Annotated in this window: 13 protein-coding genes; 8 read left to right on the forward strand and 5 right to left on the reverse strand. The window is 72.5% G+C overall.

The window, feature by feature from the left end; all coding sequences use genetic code 11:
• Nucleotides 1-330 precede the first annotated feature (330 nt).
• Together WMF43_RS26560 and WMF43_RS26565 are read right to left on the reverse strand one after the other, a co-directional pair.
• Nucleotides 331-1,392: a serine/threonine-protein kinase gene (locus WMF43_RS26560; protein WP_437668756.1), complete on the reverse strand. Its 1,062-nt coding sequence runs from the start codon at nt 1,390-1,392 to the stop codon at nt 331-333.
• A gap of 186 nt (nt 1,393-1,578) precedes the next feature.
• The gene (locus WMF43_RS26565; protein WP_437668757.1) at nt 1,579-4,275 is read right to left on the reverse strand and encodes a protein kinase domain-containing protein; all 2,697 of its coding nucleotides are present in this window, start codon (nt 4,273-4,275) and stop codon (nt 1,579-1,581) included.
• A 165-nt stretch (nt 4,276-4,440) separates the two neighbouring features.
• On the opposite strand from WMF43_RS26565, the gene WMF43_RS26570 reads away from it, so the two are divergent.
• Nucleotides 4,441-5,952, forward strand: coding sequence for a protein kinase domain-containing protein (locus WMF43_RS26570; RefSeq protein ID WP_437668758.1), 1,512 nt, complete (start codon nt 4,441-4,443; stop codon nt 5,950-5,952).
• Between the two features lie 313 nt (nt 5,953-6,265).
• A complete protein-coding gene (locus tag WMF43_RS26575; RefSeq protein ID WP_437668759.1) occupies nt 6,266-6,769 on the forward strand; it encodes a hypothetical protein in 504 nt (167 codons plus the stop codon).
• Between the two features lie 289 nt (nt 6,770-7,058).
• Here the strand turns inward: WMF43_RS26575 and WMF43_RS26580 are convergent, their stop codons facing one another.
• Complete coding sequence (locus tag WMF43_RS26580; RefSeq protein ID WP_437668760.1) at nt 7,059-8,216, reverse strand: hypothetical protein; 1,158 nt, start codon at nt 8,214-8,216, stop codon at nt 7,059-7,061.
• A gap of 116 nt (nt 8,217-8,332) precedes the next feature.
• Here WMF43_RS26580 and WMF43_RS26585 point away from each other — a divergent pair, with 116 nt between their 5' ends.
• The 4 genes from WMF43_RS26585 to WMF43_RS26600 all read left to right on the forward strand — a co-directional run bounded on the left by WMF43_RS26585 (nt 8,333) and on the right by WMF43_RS26600 (nt 13,028).
• Nucleotides 8,333-8,815 carry a peroxiredoxin gene (locus tag WMF43_RS26585; RefSeq protein ID WP_437668761.1) on the forward strand — a complete coding sequence of 161 codons (483 nt, stop codon included), beginning with the start codon at nt 8,333-8,335 and terminating at the stop codon, nt 8,813-8,815.
• 131 nt (nt 8,816-8,946) lie between these two features.
• Nucleotides 8,947-10,962 carry a DUF4139 domain-containing protein gene (locus tag WMF43_RS26590; protein ID WP_437668762.1) on the forward strand — a complete coding sequence of 672 codons (2,016 nt, stop codon included), beginning with the start codon at nt 8,947-8,949 and terminating at the stop codon, nt 10,960-10,962.
• Nucleotides 10,963-11,234: 272 nt separating this feature from the next.
• Complete coding sequence (locus tag WMF43_RS26595; RefSeq protein ID WP_437668763.1) at nt 11,235-12,095, forward strand: mechanosensitive ion channel family protein; 861 nt, start codon at nt 11,235-11,237, stop codon at nt 12,093-12,095.
• 114 nt (nt 12,096-12,209) lie between these two features.
• Nucleotides 12,210-13,028 carry a mechanosensitive ion channel family protein gene (locus tag WMF43_RS26600; protein WP_437668764.1) on the forward strand — a complete coding sequence of 273 codons (819 nt, stop codon included), beginning with the start codon at nt 12,210-12,212 and terminating at the stop codon, nt 13,026-13,028.
• A gap of 246 nt (nt 13,029-13,274) precedes the next feature.
• On the opposite strand, the gene WMF43_RS26605 is transcribed toward WMF43_RS26600, so the two are convergent.
• Nucleotides 13,275-13,409 carry a hypothetical protein gene (locus tag WMF43_RS26605; protein ID WP_437668765.1) on the reverse strand — a complete coding sequence of 45 codons (135 nt, stop codon included), beginning with the start codon at nt 13,407-13,409 and terminating at the stop codon, nt 13,275-13,277.
• A 191-nt stretch (nt 13,410-13,600) separates the two neighbouring features.
• On the opposite strand from WMF43_RS26605, the gene WMF43_RS26610 reads away from it, so the two are divergent.
• On the forward strand, nt 13,601-14,197 hold the full coding sequence (locus WMF43_RS26610; RefSeq protein ID WP_437668766.1) for a pyruvoyl-dependent arginine decarboxylase: 597 nt from the start codon (nt 13,601-13,603) through the stop codon (nt 14,195-14,197).
• A gap of 75 nt (nt 14,198-14,272) precedes the next feature.
• Here WMF43_RS26610 and WMF43_RS26615 read toward each other — a convergent pair whose 3' ends face one another.
• Nucleotides 14,273-16,030 carry a DUF4041 domain-containing protein gene (locus WMF43_RS26615; RefSeq protein WP_437668767.1) on the reverse strand — a complete coding sequence of 586 codons (1,758 nt, stop codon included), beginning with the start codon at nt 16,028-16,030 and terminating at the stop codon, nt 14,273-14,275.
• Nucleotides 16,031-16,461: 431 nt separating this feature from the next.
• Here WMF43_RS26615 and WMF43_RS26620 point away from each other — a divergent pair, with 431 nt between their 5' ends.
• Nucleotides 16,462-17,106 carry an HD domain-containing protein gene (locus WMF43_RS26620; protein ID WP_437668768.1) on the forward strand — a complete coding sequence of 215 codons (645 nt, stop codon included), beginning with the start codon at nt 16,462-16,464 and terminating at the stop codon, nt 17,104-17,106.
• The last annotated feature ends 41 nt before the right edge of the window (nt 17,107-17,147 follow it).

Here is a 17,147-nt window from a genome sequence, read left to right on the forward strand (position 1 = left end):
ACGGAACAATCGATCACGATCACGATCACGAGGACGTGCACGAGGACGCAGACGAGGGACGAGCACGAAAGACGAAAGACGAAAGACGAAAGACGAACGGTGCCTCCTGCGAGCCTGCGGCGCTCTAGTTCAGCCTGTCCGAAGTCTTGGCAGAGAGCACGGCGAGAGAAGAGAGATTTCAACGCAAAGGCGCAAAGACGCAAAGACGCAAAAATACAAAGAAAATTCTGGTTTGCGCCTTTGCGCCTTTGCGCCTTTGCGTTGAAATCTCTCGGGCTCCCTGGCCAGCCTTGTGAGGCACGGAACTAGCTCACCCCCGAGCGCGCCCCCTCACCGCCATCCCCCGCTCGACTCCCGCTCCCCCACCACCCCCGCCGCCCGCATCGCCCTCAACACCGCGACATTCTCCCTCGTCGCCAGCGGCCCCCCAGCGCCATACCCCGCCGCCAGCGGCCTCAGCGCCTCCGGCAGCAGCTCCGCGACCCTCCCCCCCACGCGCTCCCTCGACGCAGCGTGCCTCTCCCGCTCCGCCGCCCCCCGCAGCGCCCCCGCGAACTCCGCCGCCGTCGGCCACCGCGCCTCGCGATCGCGCTCCAGCGCCCTCGCCACCGCGTCCGTCACCGCGCTCCCCACCCCGTCCCGCTCGGTCCAGAGCGGGGGAACCTCCCGCTCCAGCACGGCATGCAGGATCGACAGCATGTTGCTGCCGACAAACAGCCTCCTCCCCGCCAAGACCTCCCACGCCACAACCCCCAGCGAGAACACGTCCGATCGCCGATCCAACGGCCGCGCGTGCGCCTGCTCCGGGGAAAAATAGCTCAGCTTCCCCTTCACCATCCCCGTCTTCGTCCTCGTCGTCCGACGCAGCGCCCACGCGAGCCCCAGATCGCAGATGCGCGCCCGCCCATCGACGCCCACGAGGATGTTCGACGGCGAGATGTCCCGATGGACCACCTGCAGCAGCTCCCCCGAGCTGTCGCGCGCCTCGTGCGCCGCGTGCAGCCCGTCCGCCGCCTGCGCGATGAGGTCGAGCGCGTCGCCGATCCCGAGCGCATCCGGCGACTTCGTGAGCTGCTTCAACGTCACCCCCACCACCAGCTCCATCGCGATGTACGGCGCTCCCCCCTCGTCGATCCCGCGATCCAGGACCTGCACGAAGTTCGGGCTCGCGACGCGCGACGCGAGCCCCGCCTCGTCGAGCAACATCGACGAATACCCGGACTCGGTCCGCAGATCGGCCCGGATCCGCTTCAGCGCGACGAGCGGCTCGCGCCCCGCCTCCGCAGGCGCCGCGCCGGCCCGGCGGGCGATGAAGACCTCCGCCATGCCGCCCGTCGCGAGCTGCAACAGCAGCTCGTATGGACCAACTGCGCCCAGATCAGCGGATTCCATGATTGATATTCTGGGCGGACGATTATCACGTCAATGGAAATTCATCAACTTCGGGCCTCTCGCGAACGCTCGGCCGAGCCGCTTGTGCGTGGCCTGCGCGGCCGCCCGCACACGCGCGCGGCCGCCCGCGCGGGCCGCCTCATCGCCCGCGCGGCCACCTCTCGCCCGCGCGGCCGCCTCATCACCTCACCCATGCTCCCGGGCGGACGCTCCACGCTCGGCGTGCTCGGCGAGCACGCGCTCGTCGGTCTCGCCCACCGAGCGCAGCCAGCGCGCGGCCGCCCGGTGCCCGGCGGCGCGGTCGCCGTCCGTGAGCATCCCGTAAGCGGCGTCGCGCACCAGCGCGTGGCGGAACGTGAGCTCGTCGTGCCCCGGGTACCGCGAACCGCCGCGCCGGACCACGAGCTCCTCGGCGAGCAGGCTCTTGAGCCAGCGATCGAGCGACTCCGCCGAGGTGCCGCCGCCGAGCAGCTGCCGCACCCCCGCGGGCCAGAAGCTCCCGCCGAAGACGCTCGCCGCGCGCAACGTGCGCCGCGCCTCGGCCGGGAGCGCCTCGATGCGCGTGTGCATCAGCGCCACCAGCGTCGGCGGAATATCCCCGCGGCCCTCGGCGCGCACGCGCACGAGCTCCTCCAGGAAGAACGGGTGGCCGTCGGCGAGCTCGACCAGCCGCGCCACCTCGGCCGCGTCGAGCTCCTCGCCGAGCGCGCTGCGCACGAGGCGCTCGGCCGCCCGCGGGCTGAGCGCGCCGAGCTTGATGTGCTGCACCCCGCGCTGCGCCCACAGCCCGGGGAACGTCTCCATCGCCCCGTGCCGCGCGAAGCCGAGCGCGAGCAGCGGGCGGTCCGCGAGCACCTGGAGCGCCTCGTCGAGCACCGCCACCGATCCGTGATCGCTCCAGTGCATGTCCTCGAGCACCACCACGACCGGCCCCTCCTCGCACCAGGCGGCGAGCCAGTCGAGCGCCGCCCGGCGGACCTGCTCGGCCATCAGGAACGTGTCCTCCCGGGCGGCGTGGAGCTCCGAGCCCGGGTCGTCGTCGAACGGCGTGCCCGCGACCTCGCCGAGGAACCCCGCGACGCGCCGCGCGTCCGCCTCGGGCACGGCGCGCGCCACGTGCTCGCGGATCTTGCGGCGACGCGCCTCGATCGGGTCGCCCGGCGCGCAGCCGGCCGCCGCGAGCACGAGCTCGCCCAGCATCCCGAACGGCGCCCCCGCGGCGACCGGGTCGCCCCGCGCCACGTAGACCGACGCGCGCGCGTCGCTCGCGCGCACCGCCCGGACGAGCTCGCTGCGCAGGCGGGACTTGCCGATGCCCGCCTCGCCGAGCACCAGCGCGGCGCGCGCCACCGGCTCCTCGGCGCTCTGCTCGAACAGCCCGCGCAGCATCGCGATCTCGCGGTCGCGGCCCACGAACGCGGTGGCGCGGCCGAGCAGCGTGCGCTCCGGCGCGGCCGGGTCCCGCTCGCCCTTCAGCGCGAACGACCGCCCGCCGCCCTCCACCTCGAAGCGCGGCGCGACGAGCCCCGCCGTCACCTCGTCCACGCGCACCTCGCCCTGCGCCTCGCGCAGCCGGGCGACAGCGCGGTCGATCACGTCGCCCGCGGGCAGGCGCCCGCGCAGCTGCGCCCGGCCCGTGGCCAGCGCGACCGGGCGCGCGGGCAAGGCCGCCTTCAGGGCGAGCGCGCACTGCGCCGCGCGCGCGGCGAGGTCGAACGCGACCGTCGTCCCCGCGCCGCTGCGGCCGGAGAGCGCCTCCTCGGTCTGCGAGGACAGCACCACCATGCGCGTGCCGCCCGCGAGCCGCACGCGCTCGCCGCCGAACGCGCTCGCGAGGCCCACCACCACCTCGTCGTCGGCGTCGCGGGCGCTCTCGGGCTCCCGCTCCTCGGCGGCGCCCGCGCGGCCGTCTCCCCCGCCGTGTGTGCCCGGCGACGGCCCGGCGCCCACGAGCGGCGCGGCCGCGCCCACGAGCACGACGCTGAGCAGCCGCCGCTCGTCGTCCGTCACCGAGGCCGGCGCGCCGCCGGGGCCCTCGCCGGGCGACCGCGCGAGCAGGGCGCGCGCCTCCGCCAGCGCGGCCGCCGCCGCGCGCCCGTCGGCGGGCCGCGCGGCCGGGTCCTTCGCCAGGAGGCGGGCGACGAGCTCGTCGACGGAGGGCGGCACCTCCGGGCGGCGATCGGACAGGCGCGGCGGCTCCTCGAGGAGGATGCGGCACATCTCCGCGAGCGGGTCGTCGGCGGCGAAGGGGCGCTGGCCGGCGACACACTCGAAGAGCAGGACGCCCAGCGCGAAGACGTCGGCGCGCGCGTCGACGTCCACGTCGCCGCGCGCCTGCTCGGGCGCCACGTAGCCCAGCGAGCCGACGAGGGAGCTCGCCTCGGTGACGAAGGTGGTCGACCGGGCCGCCGTCGCCGACGCCGCGCGCGCGATGCCGAAGTCGAGCAGCACCACGCCGTCGATCCGGCCGTCGCGCAGGAGCACGTTGCTCGGCTTGAGGTCGCGGTGCGCGATCCCGAGGGCGTGCACGGCGGCGAGCGCCTCGGCGATCTGGTGCGCCACGAGCAGCGCGTCGGCCACGGGGAGCGCCCCCTGCGCGAGGCGCGCGTCGAGCGTCGCCCCGTCGAGCCACTCCATGGCGAGCCACAGCGCGCCGTCGTCGTTCGCGCCGTGCGCGATGTGCTGGACGATGAGCGGGTGCTGCACCGCCTCGAGCAGGCGCGACTCGCGCCGGAACCGGGCCGCGAGCTCCGGGGGCGCGACCTTGAGCGCCACAGGCCGGCCGGTCAGCTGGTCGGTGGCCCGGTAGACCGCCCCCATCCCGCCGGCGCCGGCCAGGCGATGCACCTCGAACCGACCCGCGACCAGGGTCCCCTCGCGCATGGCGGGAGCTTATCCGAGAGGACCTGTTGCGTCCGCCGTCCGCGCGCCGGCAGGTGACGCACCGGGGCGTTTGTTGTACGCTGTGCGCGCACGCGCCCGGAGGACTACTTTGCCCGCGGCACACCCCTCGTCGGGCCTGCGGCTCGGCCGAGGAGACGGAAGTCGATGATCGCCGGACAGCAGGTGACGAGCACCTTGAAGCTATCGCGCCAGCTCGGCAAGGGCGCGATGGGGAGCGTGTGGGTGGCCGATCACCTCGCGCTCGGCACGCAGGTCGCGGTGAAGTTCATGTCGCCCGCGTACGCCGAGCAGGGCGGCTTCGTCGAGCGCTTCCGGCGGGAGGCGATGGCGGCCGCGCAGATCAAGAGCCCGCACGTCGCGCAGGTCTTCGATCACGGCGTCACGCCGGACGGCGCGCCGTACATCGTGATGGAGCTGCTCGAGGGCGAGGACCTGAAGCGGCGCATCGAGCGGCTCGGCGTGCTCGCGCCCACGGAGGTCGCGCTGATCGTGGGGCAGACGGCGAAGGCGCTCGGGCGGGCCCACCAGCTCGGGATCGTCCACCGCGACATCAAGCCGGACAACATCTTCCTGCTCGACGTCGAGGGCGAGCCGTTCGTGAAGGTGGTCGACTTCGGGGTGGCCAAGCGCGTCCAGGGCGGGGCCGCGGGGGAGCTCGGCATGACGTCGACCGGGAGCGTGCTCGGGACGCCGCTCTACATGAGCCCCGAGCAGCTGCTCAGCGCGAAGCACGTCGACTACCGCGCGGATCTCTGGGGGCTCGCGGTCGTCGCCTACCACGCGCTCACGGGCCAGGTGCCGTTCCGGGGCGAGACGCTCGGCGCGCTGTCGGTCGTGCTCCACACCGGGATCTTCACGCCCCCGAGCGCGGTGCGGCCGGAGCTCTCCCCGGCGATCGACGCGTGGATGAAGAAGGCGCTCCAGCTCGACCCGGCCGCGCGCTTCTCGTCGGCGCGGCAGATGGCGGAGGCGCTCTCGGGCGCGGTGCTCGGGGTGTCGCACGTGTCGTTCACGACCGAGGGCTCGTCCCTCGGGGACCCCACCACGAGCCGCCCGAGCGCGACCCCGGCCCCGTCGCAGCCGGTGAGCTTCGGCCCCCCGCCCCCGTCGTCCAGCCCGCCGGGCGCGCGGCTCTCGAGCACCGGCACGCCGGGACGCACGCTCGCCGGCATGTCGACGTCGGGGCAAGGGTCGTCCCGGCGATGGGCGCCGGCGCTCGCGGCGGCGGCGCTCGCCCTCGGGGCGCTGCTGTCGGTGGTCGTGTTCCTGATCACGAGGAGCACGCAGGCGCCCCCCGTGACACCCACGTCGGAGGAGCAGCCCCTCCAGCAGCCCACACCCGCCGCACCTCCGGAGGCCCTCCCGGGCGCCAAGCCTGGCAGCGTCGTGGCGCCAGCGCCGGCCAGCGCCGCGGCGGCGCCGGCGCCGGCGCCGGCCGGCGACGCGGCGGCGGTGCCCGCCAGCGCGCCGGCGCCGGCAGCTCCCGGGCTTGGGGCGCCCCAGACGGGCGCGCCGGCGAGCAAGCCCGGCACGGTCGCCGCGCCGTCGCGCAACGCCGCGGAGCCCCGCGGCAGCGCCGCGCCGAGAGCGTCCGCGACGGGCCGCCCCGCGGCCCCCAGGCCTCCCCCGCCGGTCGAAGACACGATCGGCTTCTGACCGCCATTTCGCGCCGATCGCCCCGTCCCGTGCTCCACCACACGCGGAACGCGCCGGGACTGCCATTGCGGTGACGCCCGGATGCGGGCATCGGCCGCGGTGCTCCTGCAAAACCTGGAAATTTCGGCCGGCAGGCGCGAAAGTTTGCGCCACGAGACCGAGGCACCCCGAGCGCAGGTGCGACATCCCGCCTCGCCCTGCTTCCGCGGTTCAGAGAAGAATCGACGAAATCACGCCTGCTCGTGAGAATTTTTATTCTGGCATGAGTCATGCGGGAATCGTCGCCGGGGGCCCGGAGCGGGGAGCGCTCGACGTGAAGGAGGTCTCTTCAATGGCGAAGCTCGTAAATGGCCTCGTGCAGACGCGCGATGAGGCAGAAGCTGCGGCCGAACGCATCATCGACTGCGGCTACACGCGACAGGACATCAGCATGCTGATGACCGACGCGACGCGCCACAGGTGCTTTGCGATCCCGGACGGAAGCACGCCGACGCACACGTTCGGCGCCGCCATCGCGATGAGCGTCGTGGTGCCCGGGCTCGGGTTCGTGGTGGCCGGCCCCCTGGCGGCCGCGGTCGCGACCGCGGTCGGCAGCGGAATGACCGGCGGCCTGCGCGAGATCCTCCTCAGCCTGAGCGTCCCGAAGCACTGGGCGGAGCGCTACGAGGCGGGCGTCAGGCGGGGCGGCATTCTCGTGAGTGTATTCGCTCGAAACGATCGGGACGCCGAGCTGCTCAACCTGGCCCTTGACGATCTCGAGAGGAGCTCGATCCGCCCGATCAGCCACGTGCGCCAGGTCCAGACCATGTATATTTAATGGATCCTGACGTAGCAAAGCGCCCCACGTGCGGAGAGGGCGCTCTACTTTGCCTCGATCGGGCCCAACAGGGGGACGGGAAGACAGGAAGTCACGACTCGATGCTTCCTGTCTTCCCGTCTTCCTGTTCAGCCGAGCACTGTCCCCTCGATCAGGACAGCCTGGAGATCCGATATCTCACGCCGCGCCGATCTCGCGCGCGACGCTCGCCCTCGCCCGCGGCGCTGCGCGCGCTCGCTGACGACGCCAGGGGCGCGCGGCGGCGGCGCGGCGCGCGGCGCGTGCGGGCTCATCCGGCCAGCGATCTGAGCCGCGCGCGCAGCATCAGCGCGCCGATGAAATCCTCCTCGGCGTCGCTCCGGCGGGACCAGCCGAGCGACAGGTAGCGCAGCAGCTCGCCGAACGTCGGTCCGGCCGGCGCCGCGCTCGCGCCGTCGCGCACGACCCAGAGCTGCTCGCCGTCCGCGCCCAGCGCGATCGTGGTGCGTTGCGCCGGCGCGCCGCCGAGCGCGGAGCCCGAGAGCTTGGCGATCGGGTAGAGCTCGCGGCCTGCGGCGGCCTCCCAGCCGGGCTCGCGCGCGAGGGCGCGGAGCTCGTCCTCGCGGAAGAAGCGCAGGGTGCCCTCGACGGCGCCGATCGCGAGCTCGCGGTAGAGGTCCTGCGGGTCCGCCGGATCGGTCCAGTCGTAGGTGCGCGCGAACGCCTCGTAGGCGGCGGGCGGGGCGACGCCGCCGATGGGCGGCGGGGCCGCGGGCGCGCCGCGGCCGTCCTCGCGCCGGAGCACCCGGTTGAGCCGCCGCGTCTCGGCCTCGATCGACGCCGGGCCCGGCTCGACGAGGCGCACGTCGACGCGGCGCTCCGGCGCGAAGAGGGCGCCCATGAGCGCGCCGAGCACCGGCGCGCCCAGCTCGGCCGCGAGGAACGTCGAGCCCCGGTGCGGCCGGATCGCGCGGTCCGTGGCGTCGCGCTCCTCCTGCTCGGTCGCGCCCTCCGGGAGGTCGACGTCGATCTCGAGGAGATCGCTGCGGTCGGGCGTCTGCACGCCGGCCTCGAGGCCCTCCTCCCCTTCCCGGACGAAGTACCGGAGGTAGCCGCTCGCCTCGAAGCGCCAGCCGTCGTCGTGCACGACCTCCTCCGAGAACACGAGCGCGAAGACCTTCGCCTCCGGGTGGCCGAGCTCCGCCGCCGCGTCGAGCACGGCGACCGGCGGCGAGAGCTCGTCCTCGAAGAGATCGGCGAGGTGATCGAGCTCGTCGCCGGCCGCGCCGGCGGGCTCGCCGCTCGCGTAAAACGCCGCCGAGAAGCCGGGCACGCCCGGCAGCGGCGCGACGAACAGCCGCGGCGCGGCGACGTCCCAGCCGCCGAGCGCCACGGCGAAGCCCTGCGCGAGCGCGCGGTCCGGGATCTGGTCGGGTCGGTAGATCAACGCAGCAAACGTGGTGGCCATGGGCGCCCAGGGTAGCCGATCGCCGGCGCCTGGCCTGGCCTGGCCCGCGGCGCATCGCCGCCCGCCCGGTCCCCGGGGCTTGGACGCCGCGCGGCGCATCGGGTAGGAGAGACGCCATGTTCGGCCAATCCACCTTGTCCGTCGGCGAGACCGCCCCTGACTTCGCCTTGCAATCGCAGAAGCGGGAGGTCGTGAAGCTCTCGGACTTCCGCGGCAAGAAGACGGTTGTCCTGTTCTTCTATCCCAAGGACGACACGCCGGGGTGCACCGCGGAGTCGTGCTCGTTCCGCGACCACTACGACACGTTCGCGGAGGCCGGCGCCGAGGTCCTCGGCGTGAGCGCCGACTCGGCCGCGTCGCACGAGCAGTTCGCGCAGAAGCACCGCCTGCCCATGACGCTGCTCAGCGACCCCGGCGGGGAGACCGCCGCGCGTTACGGCGTGAAGTCGCTCTTCGGCCTGCTCCCGGGCCGCGTCACGTTCGTCATCGATCGCGACGGGGTGGTTCGACATGTCTTCTCTTCCCAGCTGCGCGCGACCCGCCACGTCGACGAGGCGCTCGCCGTGGTGAAGCGGCTCGAGGCCTCGCGCCCCGGCTGACGCCGCGCCGCGGAGCGCCCCGCGATCGCGCCCGGTGAGCGTCGTTGACGCCCCCCGGGCGGGCGTTATGGAACCTCCCGGGCGGGGGCGCTCCGTCGGCGGGGCGCGCCTCCGCCGAGTGGGAGGCGGCGATGGACCATGGATTGTCGACGACGGGAGAGCCCGCGGCGGACGCGCCGGAGAGGGTCCGGGAGCGGACCGCGGGGGGCGCGCTCTCGCTGAGGCGCGTCGTGCTCTCCACCGGCGGGGTCGGGTACTTCGAGCACGAGGCGCGCGTGCGAGGCGACGCCGAGCTCCGGCTCGAGGTGCGGCTCGATCAGGTCGACGACGTGCTGAAGAGCATCGTGGTCTACGACGACCGGGGGGTTGCGGGGAGCATTGCGCTGCCCGGGCGGGAGCCGCTGCGGGACCTCTTCCGCGAGCTCCCGTTCGACGAGGGCGCGCTCGAGTCCGAGGCCGCTCTGCTGAACGCGCTGCGCGGCGCCGAGGTGCGGACCTCGGGGCCCGGAGGGGTCGTCGCCGGGCGGATCGTCGCGGTGACGGCGGCGGAGGTGGCGCTGCCGGGCGGCGGCTCGGAGCGCAGGCACCGGCTCGCGCTGATGTCGGACGGCGCGCTGAGGCAGGTCGTGCTGGAGGAGCTCGCGGGCGTGGAATTCGCCGAGGCGCGGCTTTCGGAGCAGGTCGGCGCGGCGCTGCGCGGGCTGGCGAGGCAGCGCGAGCGGAACCGCCGGGAGCTCGTCGTGCGCGCGGCGTCCGCGGCGGGGGAGGAAGAGCGCGTGGTCCGGGTGGCGTACGTCGTCGAGGCGCCGCTCTGGAAGACGACGTACCGGCTCACCCTCCCGGAGGCGCCGCACGGCAAGACCGGCGCGCTCGCGGGCTGGGCCGTCGTCGAGAACCAGAGCGGCGGCGACTGGCGCGACGTGGACTTCACCCTCGTCTCGGGCAACCCCGTGACGTTCCGCCAGGCGCTCTACGAGATCTATTACGTGCCCCGGCCGGAGGTGCCCGTCGACGTCGCCGATCGGGTGCTGCCGCGGCTCGACGAGGGCGCCTCGGCGCTCACGGCGAGGGTCGCGCGGCGCGCGCACCCGGCCGAGGCCCGGGACGCCGCGCCCGCCGGGCCGGCCGCGTTCGCCGCGGGCGCGTTCGCCGCAGGCGCGCCCGACGCCGAGGAGTCGACGACGCAGGTCGTGTTCCACTTCCCCGCGCCGATCTCGCTGGCGAGCGGGCACACGGCGCTGCTGCCGATCGTCGCGCGCGAGATCCCGGCCGAGCGGCTGTGGCTCTACCAGCCGGAGACGAGCGCGCGCAGCCCGCTCGCGGCCGTGCGGCTGCGGAACGACGGCGGCGAGAGCCTGCCTCCCGGGGCGATCACGGTGTACGAGCGCTCGGACCAGGGGGAGGTCGCCCACGCCGGCGACGCCCGCCTCGGGCCGCTGCCGCCGGGGGAGTCGCGGATCGTGAGCTTCGCCGTGGACCGTAAGGTGCGTATCGACCGGGAGGAGCGGAGCGAAGAGGCGCTGTCGCGCGCCAGGATCCAGGGCGGCGTGCTGGAGATCGTGCGCACCGCCCGCCGGGTGACGGTCTACACGATCGCGGGCGCCGCGCGGGAGCCGCGCGTCGTCCTGATCGAGCACCCGCGCCTCGACGGCTGGGAGCTCGCCGCGCCGCGGGAAGGCGTGGAGACGACGAGCGACCGTTACCGGATCCGCCGCGAGGTCGCCGCGGGCGAGACCGCGCGGCTCGAGGTCGCGCTGGAGCGGCCCGTCTCTCACACCATCGCGCTCGCGGATCTCTCCGCGGAGCAGATCGGGGTGTACCTCTCGTCGCGCGAGATCCCCGAGGCGCTGCGCGCGGCGTTCGCGCGGCTCGCGGAGCTCAGGGCCGCGGTCCAGGACCGGCAGAGGGCGCGCGACGCCCTGGAGGCGGAGCTCGCCGCGCTGCGCGGCGAGCAGGAGCGCGTGCGCGAGAACCTCAAGGTGGTGCCGGCGGGGAGCGCCCTCGCGGCGCGCTACCTGGAGGCGCTGAGCGCGCAGGAGGACCGGATCGCGGCGGCGGCGGCGAAGCTCCCGGCCGCGCGCGAGGCGGTGGCCGCGGCGGAGCGGGCGCTCGCCGAGTACGTGCGTGGCCTCTCGCTCGCGCCGTGACGCGGCGAGCGCGCGTCACGTCGCGCCGCCGTCTGAGGTGCACACGCCGCAGGGCTGATGCCTGAACACCTCATCGATGTCATCGCGGTCCGCGCCCGTCGCGTGATATAGCTGGCCGGAAAGGGGGGACGTCGCGCGAGCCAGGCGCAGAAGCGCCTGGCTCGCGCGCACGCCCGACCCGCACATGCGCTTTGTGATGCATGTGCGTCGCGCGCGCATGCGCCTTGCAGGGCATGCCCCCCGCGTGCGGCCAGCGCCGCCAGGAGGATGAGATGGACGAGAGGGTTCAGCGGTACATCGACATGGGCGTCGCGCTCGGGGTCAGCGTCGGCACGAAGGTGGTCGGCGCGATCCTGGTCTGGGTCATCGGGCGCATGATCGTCCGGGCCATCCTGTCGATGATGGAGCGCAGCAGCGCGCTGAAGAAGCTCGACGTGACGCTCGCGCATTACCTGCAGTCGGCCGTGTCCGTGCTGCTCAACATCCTGCTCATCCTCGCCGTGCTCAGCGTCTTCGGCGTCGAGACGACCACCTTCGCCGGCCTGCTCGCCGCGGTGGGCGTCGCCATCGGCATGGCGTGGTCGGGCCTCTTGTCGAACCTCGCGGCCGGCACCTTCATGATCCTGCTCCGCCCGTTCAAGGTGGGCGACTTCGTGACGGCCGGCGGCGTGACCGGCACTGTCCACTCCATCGGCCTCTTCGGCACGACGCTCGACACGCCGGACAACGTCCGCACCATCGTGGGCAACGCCAAGATCTTCAACGACACGATCCAGAACTTCAGCGTCAACCCCGTTCGTCGCGTGGACTGCGTGGCGCAGCTCGCGCACGGCGCCGATCACGAGGCGGCGATGACGCGGCTCAGGGCGCACCTCGCGCTCATCCCCAACGTGGCCAAGCAGCCCGCGCCCTCGGTCGAGATCCTGGAGTTCAACCTGGCCGGGCCCGTGCTGGCCGTCCGGCCTTTCTGCCACACGGATCACTACTGGGACGTCTACTTCGCGACGAACAAGATCATCCGCGAGGAGCTCGGCAAGCTGGGGTTGCCCGTGCCCAGCCAGCACCTCCACCTGAGCCAGCTCCCGGCGCCGCTCGCGCGGGCGGCCGGCGACCACTCCCACCCGGCGGCGTAGCGCGATCTCCGGCGCGGCCGGCGGCGCGCCCGGGCGCGCCCGCCACCCTTGAGGCCAGCGGGCAGATCCTCTACGCCCGGGGCCGCGCGGGCGGTGTCCGCGCGGCCGCCGCCCATGAACATCAGCCTCCCCGACCTCGTACCTTCGTTCGCCACGCTCAAGGCGATCGCCACCGCGATCGGCATCCTCGTCGCCGGCTGGCTCGGGAGCAAGTGGGCGTACCGGCTCGCCGTCAGGGCGCTGTCGCGGACCCACCTGGATCAGGCGCTGGCGCGGTTCCTCGCGTCGATGCTCCGCTACATCGTGCTCGCGGCGACGTTCATCGCGTCGATGGAGACGGTCGGCATCCACACGACGAGCCTCGTGGCGGTGGTCGCGTCGGCGGGCCTCGCGGTGGGGCTGGCGCTGCAAGGCAGCTTGAGCAACTTCGCGAGCGGGGTGCTCATCCTCTTCTTCAAGCACTTCCAGCTCGGCGACAAGGTGAAGGTCGGAGATTTCACGGGCCTCGTCGAGGACATCGGGCTCTTCAACACGACGCTGGTGTCGACGGACAACGAGAAGATCGTGATCCCGAACGCGTCGGTGACCAACGGCGCGATCGTGAACTTCTCGGATCGCGGGTTCTTGCGCGGCGCCGTGACGGTGAACGTGGAGGGCAGGCTGCGCGATCTCGGGCCCGCGATGGAGGCGCTGGTGCGCGCGGGCCGGCGGGCCGGCGGCGTGACGCCCGCGCCGGCGCCCACGGTGTTCCTGACCGACATGGAGGACGGCTCGCTCGATCTCACGTTGACCGCCTGGTACAAGGCGGTGGACGAGGACGAGACGATGCACAACCTGCGCGTCGCGATCCTGGAGGAGCTCGATGCGGCGGGCGTGAAGCTGATGAACCGGACGCAGCTCATCCTCCACCAGCGGAACAAGATGCCTTCGTAGCTCCGCTGTCAGGGGTGCTGGCAGGGGTCAGGGAGAGAGAAGAGAGAGTTCAACGCAAAGGCGCAAAGGCGCAAAGGCGCAAAAATACAGAGAGAACTCTGGATTGCGCCCCGTCTCGGTGCCCTTGCGCTGCGCGGACCAAGCCGGCGCGGACGGCATCGGCGACGCCTGCGAGCTCCAGTGCGTTGCCGTTCAGCGCGGGACCTTCAGCGCCGCGCAGGACACGCGGGACCTTCACGTGGGGCCCTACGCCGGGTACGACGCCACGCTCCAGGCCGATCGCCGCCCGCGCGGGCGCTGGCTTCGGCGCAGGTGATCGGCGTGGACCTGAACGGGGTACACCTGCCGGAGGATGCGCTCGACGGCTATCCCTTCATCCATCACCGCGGCGCCTCATCCGGGCGCACCGCAGCCGCCCGGATGGCCGGTGGGCGCCTTGCTTGCACCCGCCCAGCAATCTACCTTGCCCGCGCGACCGCCGCGGGGCGGGGCGACGTGGGCTGCCCGGGTGGAGCTCACGAGACGATCCTTCGACAGATGGGATGAACGTGCTGGCCAGGAAGACAAAGGGGTTGGTTCTCGGGAGCCGGATCCCGAAGGCGTACATCGTCACGTCCGGGTTCGGGCAGACGGATGAAGGGAGCGGCGAGGATCCGCACGAGACAGGCTCGTTCGACGAGGCCCTGGTCGCCGCCGGGCTCGGGAAGGTCAACCTGGTGAAGTACTCCTCGGTGCTCCCGCCGGAGGCGGAGGAGGTGCCGCTGGAGGTGGCTGCGGAGAGCTTCCATCACGGCGCGGTGATGGACGCCATCGTGGCCGCTGCCAGCGGAGAGAGGGGCGACGTGCTGGTCGCCGCGCTCGGCAGAATGGACGTCTACGATCAGGAGTCCCGCCGCCTCGGCGGCTTCGCGGTCGAGTTCATGAACCGCTGCCCCGGCGGCAGCAGGCTCGAGGCGGAGGCGAAGGCGGAGGACGCGATCAACCGGGCGATGGAGGGCGTGTTCCAGCGCCGGTATCGCGGGAAGGGCTTCCGCTACGAGCGCTTGCCCCCCACGATCATCTCGGGTGTCGTCGAGAAGAAGTACGGCACGGCGCTCGCGGTGATCGGGTGGGTGAGCTACATCCACCCCGTGCTCGGGGAGACGGCGGTCGAGCCGGCAGAGAAGTAGCGCACCTGCCCTGGCGGACGGCGGCGCGGTGATCCGGACCGCGCCCGTCCGTGATGGCCCCGACGCTCGTCGTTGTCAGGCGGTAGCTTCGGCGGACTCGCGCTCAAAGGCCGGCGCCGCTTCGGCCTTCGCCTGTGCCTGCAGCCAGGCGGCTTCGTCGAAGGTCTTGTTCACCATCGCGCGCTCGATGGCCTGCGTCTCGCGGAACTCCCGCGCCTCGGCCGCCAGCGTCCACGTCACCTCCAGCGCCATGCGCTCGATCTCCTGCCGGACGTCGTGGAGCGGGACACGGAAGAACTCCTTGCGAGGATTCACCTTGTTCACCTGGCTCCGGACGAACCGCTGGTGGAGCGCGCGCTCGAGGGCCGGAGCATCCTGGCTCGCTATCATCGCGTGTACGTCGAACTCGAACGGCACGCTCGCGTCGCCGAGCTCCCGGACGCGGTCGAGGGGCTCGAGCCGCCGTGTCATGCCGATCTTGTAGACGTGCTCTCCGAACGATCCCACGTTCGAGATGATGTAGACGTGTCCGGCCTTCGTCTGCTGCGCCATCGAGACGGCGCGCTGGTTCTTCTCCTCCGCCGCGCGGAGCCGCTCGGACAGCTCGAGGAGCTTCTGCTCGTACTTGGCGCGCTCCTCGTCGTTCGACTTCTCCACGTCCCGGCGCGCCTTCTCCATCGCCTTCCGGATCGTCTCCTCCTCCTTCTCCGCCTCCTTCTTCGCTTTCTCGAACTCGCGCTGCGCCCTCTCCTCCTCGCGGATGCGCTCCTTGATCTGTCGCTGCTCCTCGCGCTCCTTCAGCTTGAGCTCCTGCGCGATTACCGCCCACCGGAGCTCCTCGAGCCGCGCGTCGAGGTACGCGGGCAGGATCCGCGCCTCGCGGAAAGCGCGCCCGCCCTGGTTCACCAGCATGAACGCGTCCCGGATCTTCTGCTGCAAGGTCCCGAAGTTGTCGTGTCGAACATCGGCGAGGATCGTGTCGACCTTGCCGTTGAACGCGTCGAGCACGAAGGCGATGGCCGTCGTGCGCCGGTTCGCCTCGGCGTAGTCGCACGTGGCCGCCTCGCCATCGCTGATCATGTCGCGGCACTTGCCGCGCGCGGCCTTGAGGCGCTGTCCTGCCTCGGCGAAGCCGAACTCCTCGGCGAGCTCGTCCAGGAGACCGGCGGTCGGCATCACATACCGGTCGCCGTAACCCTCGATCACGTTCTTCATAGCCTGCGCGGTCTGCTCGAGGCGCTTCGCTTCCCGCTGCGCGGTGAGCGCAGCGCCAGCGATCTCCTCGGCGCGCCGGTTCGCATTGTCGACGAGCCGCGCCGCGTCCGCGGAAGCCTGAGCGAGCGTCGCCTGAACGGAGGCGCGCGCCGCAGCTTGGGCGGCCTGCGCCTCCGCCGAGGCCTGCGCCTTCAGCGCGTCGGCCGCGGCATGCGCCTGCGCGTGCGCGGCGCGTGCGTCGGCGACGAGGCGATCGGCTTCGCGTCGGGCGCCCGTGGTGAGCTCGGTCGCAGCGGCCTCCGCGTGCGCCCGCAGCTGCGCCGCCCAGCCCTCGGTCTGCATGCGTATCGATGCCGCGGCCGCTTCGGCGTCGGCGATCGTCTGGTAGCGGCTCAGGCGCTGGACTTGCTCCTGCAGGCTCGCGATGTGCCGGCTGAGACCTCCGTTCGTGTCGAGCGCCAGCTTGAGCTCGCCTCTCGCCTGCTGGAGAGCGCTCTCCGCCTGCCGGAGCGAGCCCTCCACCTGCCGGAGCGAACCGCTGGTCTTGTGCTCTTTGGACGCGAAGAACGCCGCCGTGGCCAATGCGACCACGAACAAGATGATGAGAATGAGCTCCACGAGGCTCCCCCTGCGGCGAGCTGTGCGCCGCGCCTCCAGATTACGTGAGCAGCACGCGCTACGTCCTGCTTCAAATTTGATGGCGTGGCGCGTCTGCCGACGGTTGGAAGGTCCCTGGGCACGTGTTGCGACAAGGTCATCGGAGATGGCGCGCGCACACACTACGCCCTACGCCACCGCCGCTGTGACGTGGTAGCGTCCGTTCGCTCGTGAGCATGTGAAGCTCACACGGGCCGAGCACGGCGGACGCCCGCGCGCACCTGCCGAGGCTCATAGCTCTTGTCGCGGATCGGCCTCTCATTCAGCGCCGTAGTTCAAAGCGAGGCGGTTCCCTTCGCCAGCCGCGCTGACAGACCGTGCTCCAGCTTCGAGTTCGTTGGGTCGCCCTCTCGCCGTTGCGCGCGCCCGTGGCCGCGGATAAGAGCCGGGTGATGAAGGACTGGGAAACGCTCTTCGTGGAGAAGCTCGAGCAGACCGATCTGGGCAACGATCCGGCCCACGATCTGGCGCACTTCTCGCGTGTGGTCGCCACGGCGAAGGCCCTCGCGGCGGAGGAAGACGCGAGGCTCGAGGTCGTCGTCCCGGCCGCCTGGCTGCACGACCTGGTGAACGTCCCGAAGAACGACCCGAGGCGCTCCCAGGCCTCGCGGCTCTCCGCGGAGGAGGCGCTGCGTTTCCTCCGGAGCGTCGAGTACCCGGAGGCATTCCTCGCGGACATCGCCCACGCCATCGAGGCCCACAGCTACAGCGCCGGGATCGAGCCGAGGACCCTCGAGGCGAAGGTCGTGCAGGACGCCGACCGCCTCGATGGCCTCGGCGCGATCGGCATCGCCCGCTGCTTCGCCGTAGGCGGGCTGCTCGGCGTCCGGTTCTATGACCCCCGGGATCCGTTCGCCACGCAGCGGGCGTGGAACGACCGCGAGAACGCGATCGACCACTTCTACGTGAAGCTGTTCAAGACCGCCGAGACCCTTCAAACCTCGGCCGGACGCCGCGAAGGGGCCCGTCGGGCCGAGTTCATGCGACAGTACCTCGATCGCCTTGCGGTCGAGATCGGCGACAGGCCTCGTCCGTGACGCGCGACGGCGGCATGCCGGCTCGGCCATGGTCACGGCGT

The organism is Sorangium sp. So ce131, from assembly GCF_051519095.1.
Taxonomy (GTDB): Bacteria; Myxococcota_A; Polyangia; order Polyangiales; family Polyangiaceae; genus Sorangium.